This is a genomic window from Streptomyces sp. A5-4, from assembly GCF_051131715.1.
GTDB lineage: Bacteria > Actinomycetota > Actinomycetes > Streptomycetales > Streptomycetaceae > Streptomyces.
This window is the reverse complement of record NZ_CP178591.1, coordinates 1,862,280-1,879,371: the sequence shown is the minus strand read 5'-3', so window position 1 is coordinate 1,879,371 and position 17,092 is coordinate 1,862,280. Positions and strand designations below refer to the sequence as shown.

Below are 17,092 nucleotides of genomic sequence, written 5' to 3'. Positions count from 1 at the left end.
GGCGCCCCCGCCCGGATGTTCCGGGCGGGGGCGCCGACAGCACGCGTACGGTCCTGCGGAGGCCTACAGGCCGAGCTCGACCTCGAACTCGCCGGCTTCCAGGATGGCCTTGACGGCCGTCAGGTAACGGGCCGCGTCGGCACCGTCGACCAGGCGGTGGTCGTAGGACAGTGCCAGGTACGTCATGTCGCGCACCGCGATGGTCTCGCCGAGGTCCGGGTGGTTGATGACCACCGGACGCTTGACGGTCGCGCCGATGCCCAGGATGGCGACCTGGTTCGGCGGCACGATGACCGTGTCGAACAGCGCACCGCGCGAGCCGGTGTTGCTGATCGTGAAGGTCGCGCCGGACAGCTCGTCCGGAGTGATCTTGTTGCCGCGGACCTTGCCGGCCAGCTCCGCGGTCTTCTTGGAGATACCGGCCAGGTTGAGGTCGCCCGCACCCTTGATGACCGGAGTCATCAGACCCTTCTCGGAGTCCACCGCGATACCGATGTTCTCGGAGTCGAAGTAGGTGATGGTGCCCTCGTCCTCGTTGATCCGGGCGTTGACGACCGGGTAGGCCTTCAGCGCCTGGGCAGCGGCCTTGACGAAGAACGGCATCGGGGACAGCTTGACGCCCTCACGGGCGGCGAAGGACTCCTTGGCCTGGGCGCGCAGCCGCATCAGCTTGGTGATGTCGACCTCGACCACCGTGGTCAGCTGGGCCTGCGAGTGCAGCGCCTTCATCATGTTGTCGCCGATGACCTTGCGCATGCGGGTCATCTTGACCGTCTGGCCACGCAGCGGGGACACCTCTAGGGACGGAGCCTTCGAGGCGGCGGCCGGAGCCGCGGCAGCAGGGGCCGCGGCGGCGGCCTTGGCGGCCTCCGCGGCGGTGATGACGTCCTGCTTGCGGATACGGCCACCCACGCCGGTGCCCTTGAGCGAGGCCAGGTCGACGCTGTTCCCGGCGGCGAGCTTGCGGACCAGGGGGGTCACGTACGCGCCGTCGGCGTCACCGCCGGAGGCGGCGGGCGCCGGGGCTGTTGGAGCGGCGGCGGGAGCCGGTGCGGGCGCGGCCGGGGCCGGTGCCTGCTGCGGAGCCGGAGCGGCGGGGGCCTTCGGAGCGGGGGCGGCGGCCGGAGCCGGCGCCTCCTGCTTCGGGGCCTCCTGCTTGGGAGCCTCCTGCTCGGGGGCCTCCTGCTTGGGGGCCTCCTGCTCCGGAGCCGGGTCGGCCGGGGCCTGGGCGGCGGCCGGGGCCGCGCCCTTGGCACCGATGACGGCGAGCCTCGCGCCGACCTCGGCGCTCTCGTCCTCGGCGACCAGGATCTCCAGCAGGGTGCCGGCGACCGGGGAAGGGATCTCGGTGTCGACCTTGTCGGTCGATACCTCGAGCAGCGGCTCGTCCTCCGCGACCTCCTCGCCGACCTCCTTCAGCCAACGGGTGACGGTGCCCTCGGTGACCGACTCGCCCAGTGCGGGCAGCGTGACGTCGGTGCCCGAGGCGCCGCCGGACGGTGCCTCGGCCGGGGCCGGAGCCTCGGCCTCGGCCGCCGGAGCGGCCTCGGGCTGGGCGGCCGGAGCCTCGGGCTCGGCGGCGGGGGCCTCGGCGGCAGCCGGGGCGGACTCGGCCTCGGCAGCGGGCGCGCCCGAGCCGTCGTCGATGAGGGCCAGCTCCGCGCCGACCTCCACCGTCTCGTCCTCGGCGACCTTGATGGACGCGAGGATGCCGGAAACGGGGGCCGGGATCTCGGTGTCGACCTTGTCGGTCGATACCTCGAGCAGCGGCTCGTCGACCTCGACGTGCTCGCCCTCGGCCTTCAGCCAACGGGTGACAGTGCCCTCAGTGACGCTCTCGCCGAGCGCCGGAAGGGTTACGGAAACCGACATGGTTTCAGTTGCTCCTTACGAAAGTGCGTGAAGTGGTTGCGCCCGGGATGACTAGTCGTGGGAGTGCAGAGGCTTGCCGGCCAGTGCCAGGTGGGCCTCGCCCATCGCCTCGTTCTGCGTCGGGTGGGCGTGGATGAGCTGCGCGACCTCGGCCGGCAGCGCCTCCCAGTTGTAGATCAGCTGAGCTTCGCCGACCTGCTCGCCCATACGGTCACCGACCATGTGGACACCGACCACGGCGCCATCCTTGACCTGGACGAGCTTGATCTCGCCCGCGGTCTTGAGGATCTTGCTCTTGCCGTTGCCCGCGAGGTTGTACTTCAGAGCGACGACCTTGTCCGCGCCGTACACCTCCTTGGCCTTCGCCTCGGTGATACCGACGGAAGCGACCTCGGGGTGGCAGTACGTCACGCGCGGCACGCCGTCGTAGTCGACCGGCACGGTCTTCAGACCGGCCAGACGCTCTGCGACCAGCATGCCCTCCGCGAAGCCGACGTGCGCGAGCTGGAGGGTGGGGACGAGGTCGCCGACCGCCGAGATGGTGGCGACGTTGGTCTGCATGTACTCGTCGACGAGGACGAAGCCGCGGTCCATCGCGACGCCCTGCTCCTCGTAACCGAGGCCCTGCGACACGGGGCCGCGGCCGATCGCGACGAGCAGCAGCTCGGCCTCGAACTCCTTGCCGTTTGCGAGGGTGACCTTGACGCCGTCGTTGGTGTACTCGGCCTTCTCGAAGAAGGCGCCGAGCGAGAAGCCGATGCCGCGCTTGCGGAACGCGCGCTCAAGCAGCTTCGAGCTGTTCTCGTCCTCGACGGGCACGAGGTGCTTCAGGCCCTCGACGATGGTGACGTCGGTGCCGAAGGACTTCCACGCGGAGGCGAACTCGACGCCGATGACGCCGCCGCCCAGCACGATCGCGGACTTCGGGACCCGGTCCAGCGTCAGCGCGTGGTCCGAGGAGATGATGCGGTTGCCGTCGATCTCCAGGCCCGGCAGCGACTTCGGCACGGAGCCGGTCGCCAGCAGGACATGGCGGCCCTGGACACGCTGGCCGTTCACGTCGACGGAGGTGGGGGAGGAAAGCTTGCCCTCGCCCTCGATGTACGTCACCTTGCGCGAGGCGACCAGGCCCTGCAGCCCCTTGTACAGGCCGGCGATGACGTCGTCCTTGTACTTGTGGACGCCTGCCATGTCGACACCGTCGAAGGTGGCCTTGATGCCGAACTGCTCGGACTCGCGCGCCTGGTCGGCGATCTCGCCCGCGTGCAGCAGGGCCTTCGTCGGAATGCAGCCGTTGTGCAGGCAGGTGCCGCCGAGCTTGTTCTTCTCGATCAGTGCGACGTCCAGGCCCAGCTGCGCTCCGCGCAGGGCCGCGGCGTAACCGCCGCTGCCACCGCCGAGGATCACTAGGTCGAAAACGGTGCCGGCGTCGTTCGCCACGTCACGTCCTCCATGCATGTGCGCCGGTCGCCGGTCACCGAAGACCGGGCGGCGGCTGGTGTTCGGCCGCTTTTTTATTCGGCCCTGTGGTGGGGGCCCTGTCCTGCCGAGAACCCATCTTCGCACTTGTTGACGGGAGGCGGGACGCGGGGCCGGGGTCCGAGGCGGTGGTGTACCGCTCTTCTCGGAATTACTCGGGCGTACGGGCGTACGGTTTTCGCCAGTTTCGTCGAGGGCGAAATCGTCGTACGCCCGTGGACGCACGCGGGACCCGGACGCTGCGCCGGGGCCCGCGTGCGGTGGCGGGTATCAGCCCAGGTCGCCCGAGGCGGTGCGCTCGGCCAGCCGAACCAGGGTGCGAACCGAGGTGCCGGTGCCGCCCTTGGGCGTGTAGCCGAACGGGCTGCCCTCGTTGTAGGCCGGGCCCGCGATGTCCAGGTGCGCCCAGGCGATGTCCTCGCCGACGAACTCCTGCAGGAACAGACCGGCCACCAGGCCGCCACCCGCGCGCTCGCCGATGTTCGCCATGTCGGCAGTCGGCGAGTCCATGCTCTTGAGCAGCTCCACGGGCATCGGCATCGGCCAGGACTGCTCGCCGACCTCCTCCGCGATCTCGTGGATCGCGGTACGGAACGACTCGTCGTTGCCCATGATGCCGAAGGTGCGGTTGCCGAGGGCCACCACCATCGCGCCGGTCAGCGTCGCCACGTCGACGATCGCGTCCGGGTGCTCCTCGGAGGCGCGGGCCAGCGCGTCGCCCAGGACCAGACGGCCCTCGGCGTCGGTGTTGAGGACCTCGACGGTCTTGCCGCTGTACATGCGCAGGACGTCGCCGGGGCGCGTCGCGTTGCCGGACGGCATGTTCTCGGCGAGCGCGAGCCAGCCGGTGACGTTCACCTGGAGGCCCAGCCGGGCCGAGGCCACGACGGCGGCGAACACGGCGGCCGCGCCGCTCATGTCGCACTTCATCGTCTCGTTGTGGCCGGCCGGCTTGAGCGAGATGCCGCCCGAGTCGTAGGTGATGCCCTTGCCGATGTAGGCCAGGGTCTTCTGCGCCTTGGGGTGCGTATACGTGAGCTTCACCAGGCGGGGGCCGTGCGAAGCGCCCTGGCCGACGCCGATGATGCCGCCGAAGCCGCCCTTGAGCAGCGCCTTCTCGTCGAGCACCTGCACCTTGATGCCGTGCTCCTTGCCCGCGGCGGTGGCCACGGCGGCGAAGGACTCGGGGTAGAGGTCGTTCGGCGGGGTGTTGATCAGGTCCCGGGCGCGGTTGATCTCCTCGGCCAGGGCCACGGCGCGCTCGGCGGCGGCCTTGAACCCCTTGTCGCGCGGCTTGGTGCCGAGCAGGGCGACCTCGCCGAGCGGCAGCTTGGCGCCGTTCTGGTCCTTCTTGCTCGTACCGTCCTTCTCGATGCCCTGGTAGGCGAGGAAGGCGTACGCGCCGAGCAGGGCGCCCTCGGCGATGGCCTCGGCGTCCTCGACGGCCTCGACGGGCAGCGCGAAGCCGGCCTTCTTCGAGCCGGTCAGGGCGCGGGCGGCGGCGCCGGCGGCGCGGCGCAGCGACTCGGCGCCGTACGCGTCGTCCTTCTCCGGGAGCGCACCGAGTCCGACCGCCAGCACGACCGGGGACTTGAAGCCGGACGGGGCGGGCAGCTTGGTCACCTCGCCCTCGGCACCCGAGGCGCCGAGAAGCTGAAGGACGGCGGCGAGCTTGCCGTCGAACGCCTTGTTCACGGCCTCGGCGCCCGGTGCGACGACCAGGTCCCCGGACTTGGATCCCTTCGCGACGCCGACGACGATGGCGTCGGCGCGCAGCGCCGCCGCGCCGGAAGTGCTGAGAGTGAGAGCAGTCACGGTGGTGAAATCTCGCTTCCGTTGAGTTCTGTCGGCCGAGGGGGTGGGGTCGGCCGTACCCGACGCACCGCCGTCCGGGCCGGGTGAGCGCCACCTGTGAGCCTACGCGCGGTTCGGTCGTTCGATCACAGCAGCGAGCGGTTCACTCGGCAGAGGAGTCTCAGCCATGTTTAGGACGTGGCAGATGGGGTCTCGGCCACACTCGAGGCAATCGCGCAAGTCGGCAAGGCATTGCTTCGCATGATTTCCGCAGATCTTCCGCACATTCTTCGCGGAAAGATCCCCGAGGGGGAGGGTGCGCCGTGGCGTACAGAACACGCATGGGCAGGGCCGGGGCGGCGTTGCTGGCTGCGGGACTGATGGTGGTCGTGGTGCTCCCGGCGGGCGCGGGGGCGGCGCCGGCGCCGCGGATCGATCTGCGGGTGCTGGTCGTGGACGACGGCGGCGCCTCGGTCGGCGCGATCGCGGCGGAGCTGAGGACGACCGGCGTGCCGTACACCGTGGTGGACCTCCACGAGCCGGGCCGCCCGGTGATCGACGAGGCGTTCCTCGGCGACACGCTGAACGGGACGCCGCGCGCGAAGTACCAGGGCGTCGTCCTGCCGAACGCCGACCCGTTCGGCGCGGGCTCCGCCGAGGGCGCGGCGCTGAACGGGTACGAGAGGACCTTCGGCGTCCGGCAGGTCGACGCGTACACCTGGGCGCATCCCGGCGTCGGGCTCGACCACACGAGCGACGGCGGGTACGCGGGCCCGCTCGACGGCGTCGACGCGGCCGTCACATCGGCCGGTCGGTTCGGACCCTTCGGCTATCTCGACGGGCGGGTGGAGTTCGAGGACAACTCCCCTACGGTCGGCGAGAGTTACGGGTACGCGGGGCGGCCCCGCGCGGGGTACACCAGCTATCTGGACATGCCGGTCGAAGGCGGCGGGCGGGCCAGCCTGGTCGGCGAGTACACCCACGACGGGCGCAGCGAACTGGTCGTCACCTTCGCGTACAACCAACGCCAGCGGCAGTTCCGGCTGCTCGCCCGCGGCGTCGTCGAATGGCTCACCCAGGGCGTTCATCTGGGTCAGAGCCGCAACTACTTCTCCGTGCACGTCGACGACATCTTCGCGCCCGACAGTCGCTGGGACACCGAACGCAACTGCACCCCCGGCAACTTCGGCTGCGAGGGCAACGGGGCCGTCACGATCCGGATGAGCGCCGCGGACGCGCGGTACGCGGCCCAGTGGCAGCGGAGCAGCGGCTTCGCCCTCGACATGGTCTACAACGGGGGCTTCGGCGAGGTGTGGAAGCGACAGAACGGCGGCAGCGACCCACTCACCGAGCAACTCCTCGCGGACCGCGCGGAATACCGCTGGGTGAACCACACGTACACCCATCCCTTCCTCGGCTGCGTCCAGGACACCTCGACCGTGCCGTGGCAGTGCGCGAAGGACGCCGCCGGCGCCACGCGGTGGATGAGCCGCGCCGATGTCTCCGCGCAGATCCGCGACAACCACGACTGGGGTGTGGGCAAGGGCCTCGCGCTCGACAGCACCGAGCTGGTCACCGGTGAGCACTCGGGACTCAGGACCCTGCCGCACCAGCCGGTGGACAATCCGAATCTCGGACCCGCGCTCGACGACAACGGGGTGCGGTGGATCGCGAGCGACAACTCGCGCGATCCTGTGCAGCGCGCCGTCGGCGGGGCATCCACCGTGCCGCGCCACCCGATGAACGTGTTCTACAACGTGGGCACCACCGCGGCGATGGTCGACGAGTACAACTGGATCTACGGCAGCGCGGCCCACGGCGGCAGCGGTGCCTGCGAGGCCAACCCCGGCTCCACCTGCCTGGCCGAGCCGCTCGACCCGGCCACCGGCTACGCCACGCACATCGTGCCGAAGGAGGCCCGCACCGCGCTGGGCCATGTCATCGCCAACGACCCGCGCCCGCACTACGTCCACCAGTCGAATCTGGCGGAGGGCCGCATTCTCTACCCCGTGGTGGACCGGGTTCTCGCCGACTACCGCGCCCTGTTCGCCGACAACGCCCCGCTCGTCAATCCGCGTCAGCGCGAGGTGGGGACGGAGCTGGCCCGCCGCGCCGTCTGGGACAAGGCGCTCGCCGCCGGCCAGGTCACGGCGTACCGCGTCGGCACGACGGTGACGGTCAAGGGGCCGCGGGGGATCGCCGCCCCCCTCACCGTCCCGGAGGGCACCCGCAAGCAACTGCGCCCCGGCGCCGGCAGGTTCGGCGTCGGCAAGTTCGGCACTCCCTACGCAGGGCGGCGCTCGGCGTGGACCGATCCGGTGACGCTCCGGCAGGCCGCCACGCTGAAGCTGCCCAGCGCCTGACCGCCGCACCTCACCAACGACACTGCTCCCGCCACACGCGCCGGGTTCGGACGGGGGCGGCCGGCCGGGCCGCTGATCATCGGCGTCATGATGGGAACCGGGCCGTCGCCCCAGGACTTCGGCGCTGTGGCGCGCCCTGCCGGGGCGTGCCACAGCGCGTCGTCAGTGAGAATTCGTGAGTGAGGACCACCAAGTGAACCAGCTGCTCGTGCCGCTCTACGAGCATCCCGGCGACGGCCCTCCCGCCGGGGCGCACCCTTTGGGGACCCTGCCGCACACCCCGGAGGCGTCGCGATGAGGCGGGCACCCCCACGACTGCTCGCGGTGACACTCCTGCTGCTCCTCGCGGGCTGCTCGGCGGAGCCGCGGGGCCGCCCGGACAGTGACGCGCCGACGCGGGCGCGCTGGCAGCCCGAGCCGGGTCTGGCCTGGCAGTGGCAGCTGAGCGGCAGGATCGACCCGACCGTCGACGTCCCGGTGTACGACATCGACGGGTTCACCAACTCCGCCTCCGCCGTGGCCGATCTGCACAAGCGTGGCCGAAAGGTCATCTGCTACCTGTCCACGGGCGCGTGGGAGGACTTCCGGCCGGACGCGGACAAGTTCCCCAAGTCCCTGCTGGGGCGCGGCAACGGCTGGAAGGGCGAGCGCTGGCTCGACATCCGTCGTACGGAGGTCCTGGAGCCCCTGATGGCGGCCCGCTTCGACCTGTGCCGGGAGAAGGGCTTCGACGCGGTCGAGCCCGACAACATGGACGGCTACCGCAACCGCACGGGCTTCCCGCTCACCGCCGGCCATCAGCTCACCTACAACCGACTGATCGCCCGCCTCGCCCACGAGCGGGGCATGGCCGTCGGGCTGAAGAACGACCTCGGCCAGATCCCCGAGCTGGTCGGGGACTTCGACTTCGCGGTCAACGAGCAGTGCGCCGAGTTCGAGGAGTGCGCCGAGATGACGCCGTTCATCGAGGCGGGCAAGGCGGTCTTCCACACGGAGTACGAGCTGCCGGTAGGCAGCTTCTGTCCCGAGGCGCGCGAGCTGAAGCTCAGCTCCATGCTGAAGAAGTACGAACTGGGGGTCTGGCGGGAGGCCTGCTAGCCGTGCCCGGGGCGCGCCCCGGGCACGGCGGTGCGGTGTCCTGCCCGGCGTCAGCGCCGACGTCCGCGGCCGGTCCAGTTCGCTCCCACCCCGGCCAGATGCACGGCCAGGATCGTGAGCCCGAACAGCATGAGGCTCATCGGCGCGAAGAGAACCTCGGTCGACGTCTCGGTCGCATGGAGGATGAACGCGATGAAGAAGAGCGCGGCTGCTACAAAGGCCAGCATGTCTGCTCCCACTGGTCGAGGACGCGTCACGCCCCAGTCGGGGTGACTGCGTCGGTTCCAGCAAGCAGGTGCCCCGTCAGGAACCAGCCATTCGCCCGGCGTGCGACCCGCTCTCGCGTCCCTCAGCCCAGCACCAGCACGACCAGCGCGACGGTCGCCGCCGTCTCGGCCAGCCCGCCGAAGACGTCCCCCGTCACCCCGCCGAAGCGCCGGACGCAGTGGCGCAGCAGGAGTTGGGCCGCGCCCAGGGCGAGCAGGACCGCCACCGCGTGCCGCAGCGCGGCGTGCGGGCCGAGGAGCGCGCCCGACACGCACGCGCAGAGCGCGATCACCACGCCCGCGACCAGCGCCGCCGTGCGCCCCCGGACCGTGCCGGCGACGACGGCGCCCAGGCCGTCGGGCCGGGCCGCGGGCACCCCGGTACGGGCGGCGAGGGTCAGCGCGAGCCGGGCGGCGACCGCCGAGACGACAGTCGCCGCGGCGCCGTACGCCCAGCCCGCCGCGTACATCTCGTAGCCCGCGGCGACCTGCGCGAGCAGCACGAACAGCAGGGTGACGACGCCGAACGGACCGATGTCCGACTGCTTCATGATCCGCAGCGCGTCGTCGGCCGGCCTGCCACTGCCCAGGCCGTCGGCGGTGTCGGCGAGACCGTCGAGATGGAGGCCGCGGGTGAGCACCGCGGGCACGGCCGCCGACGCCACGGCGGCGAGCAGCGGGCCCGAGCCCAGGAGCAGCAGCAGGGCCGCCGGCGCCGCCGCGCACAGACCGACGACGAGCCCGGTCAGGGGGGCGTACAGCATTCCGGCGCGCGCCGCTTCACGGTCCCAGCGGGTCACGCGCACGGGGAGCACGGTGAGGGTGCCGAAGGCGAAACGAATGCCGTCGCTGAGGAGGGAGGTCACCGCGCGCACGCTAGCCGGTGCCGCCGCCCGGTAGGTTGCGCATAACGCGCAAATAGGGAGCGAGTGGCATGAGTCACTGGTTGTACCGGAACGTTGTCGAGCCGGGGAAGCTGCCGCTGCTGCTCGCGCTGGGCTCCTTCGTGCTGTCCTTCCTGGTGACGCGGACCATCACCCGTCTCATCCGGGCGGGCAGGGGCCCCTTCAGGAACATCTCGCCCGGCGGCATGCACATCCACCACGTGGTGCCCGGCGTGATCCTGACGACGATCGGCGGCTTCGGGGCGGTGGCGAGCGGCCGGCACGGATTCGGCGCGGCCCTCTGCGCGGTGCTCTTCGGGCTCGGCGCGGGCCTGGTCCTCGACGAGTTCGCGCTGATCCTGCATCTGGACGACGTCTACTGGAGCGAACAGGGCCGCAAGAGCGTGGAGATCGTGGTGCTGACCGCGGCGCTCGTGATGCTGGTGCTCAGCGGCTCCGTCCCGTTCGGGGTCAACGAGGTGACGGTGGTCGAGCGGCAGAGCCGCGGCCTGGTCGTAGCGAACGTGTCCTTCAACTTCTTCCTCGCGCTGATCGCGCTGTCCAAGGGAAAGCTGCGTACGGCGCTGTTCGGCGCGGTGGTGCCCTTCGTGGCCCTGTTCGGCGCGATCCGCCTCGCCAAGCCGGGCTCCCCGTGGGCGAAAAACCTGTACCGCAGACGCCCCAAGGCCCGCGCCAGGGCGATCCGGCGCGCCTACCGGCACGACCGCCGCTGGGCGACCACGGGCCGCAGGCTTCAGGACTGGCTCGGCGGGGCCCCGGACCGGGCGGCGGGAAGCGACGGCTGAACGGAGTGTCCGCGTACCGCGGACACCGCGCACAGCACCAGCACCCCCGCGATCGCCGCCAGATGCTCCTTGCCCGCGAGGTTGTTCTTGACGAGCACCTCGACCACCATCGCCGCCATCACCAGGGCCGCCGTCCAGTACGCCTGGTAGCGCCAGCCCACATAGACGGCGAGGCCGACGACGGCCGCCGAAGGACCGGTGTCGACGACCAGGGCGTCGGAGGCCTGCAGGCCCAGCGGGTTGGCGGGGCCGAGCGCGATGCCCACGCGCGCGTAGAGCGTCCCGGCGAGTGTCGCCACGTACGCGACGATCAGGGTCCGCAGTCGGCCCAGGCAGATCTCGGCGATGCCGAAGACCAGCAGGACCTGCGCGAGCGCGCCCCAGACCGGCAGGTCGAGCGCGGGCACGAACAGCGACAGGGGGGTGCGCAGCAGCGCCAGCCACAGCGGGTCCTCGGCCCGTACGGCGCCGATGTTCTGCACGGGCTGGTAGCCCCAGGGCTGGTTCTGCACGATCTGGAGGAGCGCCGTCAAGGCGACCGCCGCGAGCGTCATGCGCACGGCCCGCCACTTGTGGGTGAGCAGGGCGCCGCGCAGGGTCGCGTACAGCGGACCCCATTCGCGGCGCCCCGCGCGGCGCAGGGCGGCCGTCGTCAACGTCTTGTCTCCAGGTGCTTGCGGTGCATCCACTTGGGCAGCCCCGGCGCTTCCAGGAAGCCCTCGGCGCGGGCCGCGGCGATGCCGATGCGCAGCAGGTCGGAGCTCTTCTCGAAGAGCAGGAACCGGGGCTCCCAGATCGGTCGGTACTTGGCGTTGGCCCGGTACAGCGACTCGATCTGCCACCAGCGCGAGAAGAAGCTCAGCAGCGAACGCCACAGCCTCAGCACCGGTCCCGCACCGAGCCGCGAGCCACGCTCGAAGACGGACCTGAACATCGCGAAGTTCAGCGAGACCTGAGTGATCTTGATCTCCCCGGCGCGCTGCAGGAGTTCGATGACCATGAACTCCATCAGGCCGTTCTCCGCGTCGCGGTCACGGCGCATCAGGTCCAGGGACAGACCGCCGGGGCCCCACGGGACGAAGCTGAGCACGGCCCGCAGCGCACCCTCGCCGTCCGTGCACTCCAGCATCACGCAGCGCCCGTCGCCCGGATCGCCGAGCCTGCCCAGCGCCATCGAGAAGCCGCGTTCGGTCGCACCGTCACGCCAGTCGTCGGCCTTGCGCAGCAGCTCGGCCATCTCGTCGTCGGGGATGTCCTCGTGGCGGCGGATCCGGACTTCGTACCCGGCGCGCTTGACCCGGTTGTACGCCTGGCGCACGGTCCGCATCGCGCGCCCCTCCAGGGTGAAGTCGGCGATCTCCACGAGGGCCTCGTCACCGAGCTCCAGGGCGTCCAGGCCGTGCCGGGCGTAGATCGTGCCGGCCTCCTCGCCGGCGCCCATCACCGCGGGCGCCCAGCCGTGCTCACGCGCCTCGGCCAGCCACGGCTCGATCGCGCCCGGCCAGGCCTCGGGGTCGCCGATCGGATCGCCGGAGGCGAGGGACACGCCGCCGACGACCCGGTAGGTGACGGCCGCCTTGCCGGTGGGGGACCAGACGGCGCTCTTCTCCCGGCGCAGCGCGAAGTAGCCCAGGGAGTCGCGTTCGCCGTGCTGGTCGAGCAGGACGCGCAGTCTCGCCTCGTCCTCCTCGGTGAGGGGATCGATGGTCCTGCGGGAGCGGAAGGCGGCGTACAGGACACCGAGGAGCAGCAGCGTGCTGAGGATGTTGATGCCGACGTTGACCCACCCGGGGGTGGTGATGCCCGCGAACCGCGAGTCGTCGGCGGCCAGTGACACCAGCCGCATCACGCCGTAGCGCCACCGGTCCAGGAACGTCGAGTGCTCCGCGCCGCGCGCCGTGTTGGTGAGGGTGACCAGCAGCGCGGCGATCAGCGAGGTGCCCAGCAGCCCGCCGACCGCGACGGCCGCGGCCAGCTTGGGGTTGGAGCGGTCGCCCTTCGCGCTGAACACGCGCCGGCCCAGGAGCAGCGACACGAAGAAGGTCGCGGTCAGGCCGAGCGAGATCCAGTTCTGCCAGTACTGCCGCACCTCTGGGAAGAACATCACGAGGGCGAAGAGCAGCAGGAACAGCCCGCTGAGTACGACGTTGAGGATCCAGGCGGCACGCTTGCGGCGCCGCATCGTGATCGCCAGGAAGAGGGTGAAGAGGCCCGAGGCGAAGCCCGCGGTCAGCATGTACGGAGTGAAGTAGTTCTCGGTGTTGTGACGTCGCAGGTCCTGGCCGAGGGAGACCCAGACGGCGCTCAGGAAGTTGATGAACGCGACGGCACGCAAATACCAGACGGCGAATGCCGCGCTGCGTCGCGACCGGACGGTGCCCCGGGTCGTTCCTTCGGTGACCAAGCGGACTTCTCCCATGAAAGGTGATGATATGGGGGCATCGCCGGTCAAGAGAGCGCGAAAAAGCACGATCGCGGTGTGAACGCTGCACGAGGCGGGTGCGGCCGGTGGTCGACGGCCGCACCCGGTTCAACTACGTGTCACTGTCCGCCTCGGCCGCGTGGGCCGGTTCGTTCTCTTTCGTCTCCTCCGGCCGCTCGGGCAGCTCCGCGGCCAGGGCGGCCGCGGCTTGGACGAGCGGAAGTGCGAGCAATGCCCCGGTTCCTTCCCCGACAGTGACGCCTTGATCGAGCAATGGGTTGAGCGCCATCCGGTCCAGCGCCTTGGCCTGGGCCGGTTCGCCGCTCACATGGCCCGCCAGCCACCAGTCGGGCGCCCGGAAAGCGGCCCGCTGGCCCACCAGCGCGCAGGCAGCCGACACCACGCCGTCGAGGATCACCGGGGTACGCCGCACGGCGCACTGGAGCAGGAAACCGGTCGTGGCGGCGAGGTCGGCGCCGCCGACGGCCGCCAGCAGCTCCAGCTGGTCGCCCAGGACCGGCCTGGCCCGGCGCAACGCGTCCCGGACGGCCGCGCACTTGCGCATCCAGGCCAGGTCGTCGATGCCGGCGCCGCCGCGTCCGGTGACCACCGAGGCATCCGTGCCGCACAGGGCGGCGATCAGGACGGCCGCGGCGGTCGTGCCGCCGACGCTCAGGTCGCCCAGGACGACCAGATCGGTGCCCGCGTCGGCTTCCTCGTCGGCGATCGCCATGCCCAGCCGCACCGCCTGCTCGGCCTCTTCGATGGTCAGGGCGTCCTCGACGTCGACGCGGCCCGAGCCGCGCCGCACCCGGTGCCGCACGACGTCCTCGGGCAGCAACTCGGGGTCGCAGTCCAGCCCGGCGTCGACGATCCGCACCGAAACGCCGTTGCGGCGCGCCAGTACGGCGACGGGGCTCGCGCCGTCCAGTACCGCGCGCACCAACTCGTGCGCGCCGCCGGCGGGCCGGGCCGAGACGCCCAGCTGCGCCACGCCGTGGTCACCCGCGAAGAGGATCACCCGGGGGCGTTCCACGGGGGCGACCCGTGAGGAGGCCTGAGCGGCCGAGAGCCACTCGCCCAGCTCGTCGAGACGGCCGAGGGCACCGGGCGGCACGATCCGCCGCTCCCGGTGCTCTTCGGCATCGCGCCGGACGCCGCCGTCGGGGCGTTCTATCAGGTCGGAGAAGTCGTCCAGGTTAAGCGGGCTCATGCGGCGAACAGTACCGGGAGGCCCGGAACCAGAGCCGCTCCGGCGGACATCGCCGAGCCGTCGTCGCCGACCGCTCGGCGATGTCCGCCGGGGACGCGCGGCCCCGCCCCGGCCGCCCTCAGCCGCGCAGCGGCATCGCCTGGCCAGCTACCACCAGCAGGACGTGTTCGCACTCCGCCGCGATCGTCGCGTTCAGCCGTCCCAGCTCGTCGCGGAAACGCCGCCCGCTCGCCGTCGCCGGCACGATGCCCGAACCCACCTCGTTGCTCACCGCGACGACCGTGCGCCGGGCCGCCCGTACCGCCGCCACCAGCTCCGCAGTGCGTTCGTGCAGCGCCCGCCGGCCGTCTGCCGCCCACTTCGCGTCGTCCCACGCACCGACCCGGTCCATCGCGTCGGTGAGCCACAGTGCGAGGCAGTCGATCAGCAGCGGCGGGCCGTTCTCGGTCAACAGCGGCGCCAGCTCGCACGTTTCCTCCGTGCGCCAGGCTCCCGGCCGGCGCTCCCGGTGCAGCCCCACCCGCGCCGCCCACTCCGAGTCGCCCTCCCGAGTGCCGCCGGTCGCGACGTACAGCACCTCGGGAAAGGCTTCGAGCCGTCGCTCCGCCTCCACCGACTTGCCCGAACGCGCCCCGCCGATGACCAGCGTGCGGCGCGGCAGGTCGGGCACCGCGTGGTAGTCGCCGACGATCAGGGTGGTCCCGTCGGGCACGGCCCGCGCACCCGCCGCCGCCAGCCGCCTGACCAGTTCGGGCCCCGGCGGCAGATCGTGGTCGAGGTGCACGGCGATGACATCCGTCGTGACGCCGATCGCGCCGAGCGCCCGCAGCCGGGCGAGCGCGTCCGGCCGGCCCACCACATCGGCGACCACCATGTCGTACCCGCGGCCGGCGCTCTCCCCGGCGGGAGCGCCGCCCGGCGGCAGATACAGCAGCCGCTCGCCCTCCGGCGAGGTCACCTCGTACCCCGTGCCGGGAGCGTCCATCGGCACGGCCCGCACCCGATGCCCGCTGATCAGCGTCAACGTCCGTCCGTCCGCCACTCGCCCCGCCGTCGGCAGTCCCACGGGCAGTTCGACGGGCGGCCCGTCGTGCGGATGCGTCAGCAGCACCTGCCGTACCGCGGCCAGCGAGTGCCCGGCACGGGCCGCGGCGAACGCGGCCCCGGGAGTGAGATCGAGCAGCAGCGCACCGTCCACGAGCAGCGCGGTCGCGGCGCGCGCCAGCTCGCCGCGGGCGGTGGCGCACGAGGCGCAGGGACAGTCGGGGCGGGGCAGGCCGGCGGGGGCTCCGGTGCCGAGAAGAGTCAGTTCCACGATGATGATCCTCCCGCTTCCCCGCCGGTGATGCCCGCCCGGCTAGTGTGCGGGCAGGCTGTGCTGGACAAAAGCACGGGTAGGACCCGGGAGGCGAACATGGCGTGGACGTGGCGGTTCGAGAAGGCCGACGGTACGGAGGTCCAGCCTGCGGTGGTGCCTGAGGAGTTCACCACGCAGGGTGATGCGGAGTCCTGGATCGGCGAGGTGTGGAAGGAGCTCCTTGAGGGCGGCGCCGACCAGGTGGTTCTGTCCGAGGACAACACCAAGATCTACGGCCCCATGAACCTGCACGCCGACGAGGCCTGACGCACGAGAGCGGCGGTCGCGCCCGCGGACCCCGACCGGGTCCGCGGGCGCGCCCGTGCGCGGCCCCGTGCGCACGGGGGCGCACCGCGCATGCGGCAGGATCGTCGCGTACCCGGCTCAGATCTCACCGAGCGTGACCTCCGCGGTCTGCTTGTCGGCGTCGCGCAGATAGGCCACCCGCACCTTGTCGCCCGGTGCTTCCGAGGCGAGCGCCTCCGCCAGCGCGGTGATGGTGGTGACGTCCTCGTCGCCGACCCGCGTGATGACGTCCCCGGCCTTGAGCCCGGCCTTGGCCGCCGCGCCGTCCTTCTGCGCGGCCACGACCGCCACACCCGTCGGCTCGAACCGGTCGTCGACGACCGTGCGGGCCGTGATGCCGAGGGCGGCCCGGCCCGAGTCGGTGACCTTGCCGTCCTTGACGATCTGGTCGGCGACGGTCTTCACCATCGACGACGGGATCGCGAAGCCGATACCGGGGGCCGCGCTGTCGCCCATCTGAGGGTCGGTGGCGGCCAGCGTCGGGATGCCGATGACCTCACTGCTGAGGTTGACCAGCGCGCCGCCGCTGTTGCCCGGGTTGATCGCGGCGGAGGTCTGCACCATGTTCCCGATGGTGGCGCCGGTGCCGCCGCCCGCTCGGCTCTCGCTCACGGTCCTGCCCACCGCCGACACGATGCCCTGGGTGACACTGCTGGACAGCCCCAGCGGGCTGCCCATCGCCAGCACGATCTGGCCCACCTCGGCCGGCGCGGAGTCGGCGAACTTCGCGGCCTTCAGCCCGTCCGGGACGCTGTCGAGCTTGATGACGGCGAGGTCCTGCTCCGGGTAGGCGGCCACCAGCTTCGCGCCGATCGGGTCGCCACCGGTGGCGGCCGTGACCTTGAAGGTCTTCCCGGTGCCCACCACATGGGCGTTCGTGACGACATGGCCCTGGTCGTCGTAGACGATGCCGGAGCCGAGGCCCTCGGAGGCGTCGATCTGCACGACGGACGGAAGCACGTCCTTGATGACCCTCTGGTAGCCGTCCTCCAGATCGGACTCCGCCATCGGCGCCCCCGCGTCGACGGCGGACGCGGCCGAGGACGGGGCGGGGTCGGAACAGCCGCCCAGCAGGGCGACCGCGCAGGCTCCGGCGGTCAGCGGCAGCAGAAGTCGGCGTACACGGCTGTGGTTACGTGATCCATCCATCTTCGGAGTGTCCCTTTCGGGGGCATTCCGAGCCCGTGGGGAGGGGCCGATCAGGGGGTGGCCGGGGCCCACCGGCCGTGCCC

At 71.6% G+C, this 17,092-nt stretch carries 14 protein-coding genes; 4 read left to right on the top strand and 10 right to left on the bottom strand.

The window, feature by feature from the left end:
* Positions 1-63: 63 nt before the first annotated feature.
* From sucB to ACLLJJ_RS08635, 3 genes are all read right to left on the bottom strand, one after another.
* Entirely contained in the window at positions 64-1,872 is a 1,809-nt protein-coding gene (gene sucB, locus ACLLJJ_RS08645; RefSeq protein WP_434588690.1) for a 2-oxoglutarate dehydrogenase, E2 component, dihydrolipoamide succinyltransferase, read from the bottom strand.
* A 51-nt stretch (positions 1,873-1,923) separates the two neighbouring features.
* A complete protein-coding gene (gene lpdA / locus ACLLJJ_RS08640) occupies positions 1,924-3,312 on the bottom strand; it encodes a dihydrolipoyl dehydrogenase (protein ID WP_434588689.1) in 1,389 nt (462 codons plus the stop codon).
* Between the two features lie 309 nt (positions 3,313-3,621).
* The gene (locus tag ACLLJJ_RS08635) at positions 3,622-5,166 is read right to left on the bottom strand and encodes a leucyl aminopeptidase (protein WP_434588688.1); all 1,545 of its coding nucleotides are present in this window, start codon (positions 5,164-5,166) and stop codon (positions 3,622-3,624) included.
* 320 nt (positions 5,167-5,486) lie between these two features.
* On the opposite strand from ACLLJJ_RS08635, the gene ACLLJJ_RS08630 reads away from it, so the two are divergent.
* Positions 5,487-7,508, top strand: a complete 2,022-nt coding sequence (locus ACLLJJ_RS08630) for a hypothetical protein (RefSeq protein ID WP_434600343.1) — start codon at positions 5,487-5,489, stop codon at positions 7,506-7,508.
* Positions 7,509-7,802: 294 nt separating this feature from the next.
* A complete protein-coding gene (locus ACLLJJ_RS08625) occupies positions 7,803-8,606 on the top strand; it encodes an endo alpha-1,4 polygalactosaminidase (RefSeq protein ID WP_434588687.1) in 804 nt (267 codons plus the stop codon).
* A gap of 50 nt (positions 8,607-8,656) precedes the next feature.
* On the opposite strand, the gene ACLLJJ_RS08620 is transcribed toward ACLLJJ_RS08625, so the two are convergent.
* Both ACLLJJ_RS08620 and ACLLJJ_RS08615 read right to left on the bottom strand, forming a co-directional pair.
* Positions 8,657-8,833 (bottom strand): hypothetical protein, encoded by a 177-nt coding sequence (locus tag ACLLJJ_RS08620; protein WP_434588686.1) that lies wholly within the window; start codon positions 8,831-8,833, stop codon positions 8,657-8,659.
* A gap of 122 nt (positions 8,834-8,955) precedes the next feature.
* Positions 8,956-9,738, bottom strand: a complete 783-nt coding sequence (locus tag ACLLJJ_RS08615) for an adenosylcobinamide-GDP ribazoletransferase (RefSeq protein ID WP_434588685.1) — start codon at positions 9,736-9,738, stop codon at positions 8,956-8,958.
* A gap of 68 nt (positions 9,739-9,806) precedes the next feature.
* Between ACLLJJ_RS08615 and ACLLJJ_RS08610 the strand changes: the two genes are divergently transcribed.
* Positions 9,807-10,562 carry a hypothetical protein gene (locus tag ACLLJJ_RS08610; RefSeq protein WP_434588684.1) on the top strand — a complete coding sequence of 252 codons (756 nt, stop codon included), beginning with the start codon at positions 9,807-9,809 and terminating at the stop codon, positions 10,560-10,562.
* On the opposite strand, the gene ACLLJJ_RS08605 is transcribed toward ACLLJJ_RS08610, so the two are convergent.
* The 4 genes from ACLLJJ_RS08605 to ACLLJJ_RS08590 all read right to left on the bottom strand — a co-directional run bounded on the left by ACLLJJ_RS08605 (position 10,511) and on the right by ACLLJJ_RS08590 (position 15,512).
* Positions 10,511-11,218, bottom strand: coding sequence for a hypothetical protein (locus tag ACLLJJ_RS08605; protein ID WP_434588683.1), 708 nt, complete (start codon positions 11,216-11,218; stop codon positions 10,511-10,513). The genes ACLLJJ_RS08610 and ACLLJJ_RS08605 overlap by 52 nt on opposite strands.
* Entirely contained in the window at positions 11,215-12,981 is a 1,767-nt protein-coding gene (locus ACLLJJ_RS08600; RefSeq protein ID WP_434588682.1) for a phosphatidylglycerol lysyltransferase domain-containing protein, read from the bottom strand. The genes ACLLJJ_RS08605 and ACLLJJ_RS08600 overlap by 4 nt, the downstream gene beginning before the upstream one ends.
* A gap of 115 nt (positions 12,982-13,096) precedes the next feature.
* Positions 13,097-14,197: a nicotinate-nucleotide--dimethylbenzimidazole phosphoribosyltransferase gene (gene cobT, locus ACLLJJ_RS08595; protein ID WP_434588681.1), complete on the bottom strand. Its 1,101-nt coding sequence runs from the start codon at positions 14,195-14,197 to the stop codon at positions 13,097-13,099.
* Between the two features lie 118 nt (positions 14,198-14,315).
* Positions 14,316-15,512 (bottom strand): bifunctional adenosylcobinamide kinase/adenosylcobinamide-phosphate guanylyltransferase, encoded by a 1,197-nt coding sequence (locus tag ACLLJJ_RS08590; protein ID WP_434588680.1) that lies wholly within the window; start codon positions 15,510-15,512, stop codon positions 14,316-14,318.
* A gap of 99 nt (positions 15,513-15,611) precedes the next feature.
* Between ACLLJJ_RS08590 and ACLLJJ_RS08585 the strand changes: the two genes are divergently transcribed.
* Positions 15,612-15,821 (top strand): hypothetical protein, encoded by a 210-nt coding sequence (locus ACLLJJ_RS08585; protein WP_434588679.1) that lies wholly within the window; start codon positions 15,612-15,614, stop codon positions 15,819-15,821.
* 117 nt (positions 15,822-15,938) lie between these two features.
* Here the strand turns inward: ACLLJJ_RS08585 and ACLLJJ_RS08580 are convergent, their stop codons facing one another.
* Positions 15,939-17,009, bottom strand: a complete 1,071-nt coding sequence (locus ACLLJJ_RS08580; protein ID WP_434588678.1) for a S1C family serine protease — start codon at positions 17,007-17,009, stop codon at positions 15,939-15,941.
* Between the last annotated feature and the right edge of the window lie 83 nt (positions 17,010-17,092).

Bases quoted from the DNA above. Each gene is read 5' to 3' on its own strand.
- ACLLJJ_RS08610 (WP_434588684.1), top strand. From the start codon at position 9,807: ATGAGTCACTGGTTGTACCGGAACGTTGTCGAGCCGGGGAAGCTGCCG.
- ACLLJJ_RS08620 (WP_434588686.1), bottom strand. From the start codon at position 8,833: ATGCTGGCCTTTGTAGCAGCCGCGCTCTTCTTCATCGCGTTCATCCTC.
- ACLLJJ_RS08625 (WP_434588687.1), top strand. From the start codon at position 7,803: ATGAGGCGGGCACCCCCACGACTGCTCGCGGTGACACTCCTGCTGCTC.
- ACLLJJ_RS08630 (WP_434600343.1), top strand. From the start codon at position 5,487: ATGGGCAGGGCCGGGGCGGCGTTGCTGGCTGCGGGACTGATGGTGGTC.
- sucB (WP_434588690.1), bottom strand. From the start codon at position 1,872: ATGTCGGTTTCCGTAACCCTTCCGGCGCTCGGCGAGAGCGTCACTGAG.
- ACLLJJ_RS08580 (WP_434588678.1), bottom strand. From the start codon at position 17,009: ATGGATGGATCACGTAACCACAGCCGTGTACGCCGACTTCTGCTGCCG.
- ACLLJJ_RS08585 (WP_434588679.1), top strand. From the start codon at position 15,612: ATGGCGTGGACGTGGCGGTTCGAGAAGGCCGACGGTACGGAGGTCCAG.
- cobT (WP_434588681.1), bottom strand. From the start codon at position 14,197: ATGAGCCCGCTTAACCTGGACGACTTCTCCGACCTGATAGAACGCCCC.
- ACLLJJ_RS08600 (WP_434588682.1), bottom strand. From the start codon at position 12,981: ATGGGAGAAGTCCGCTTGGTCACCGAAGGAACGACCCGGGGCACCGTC.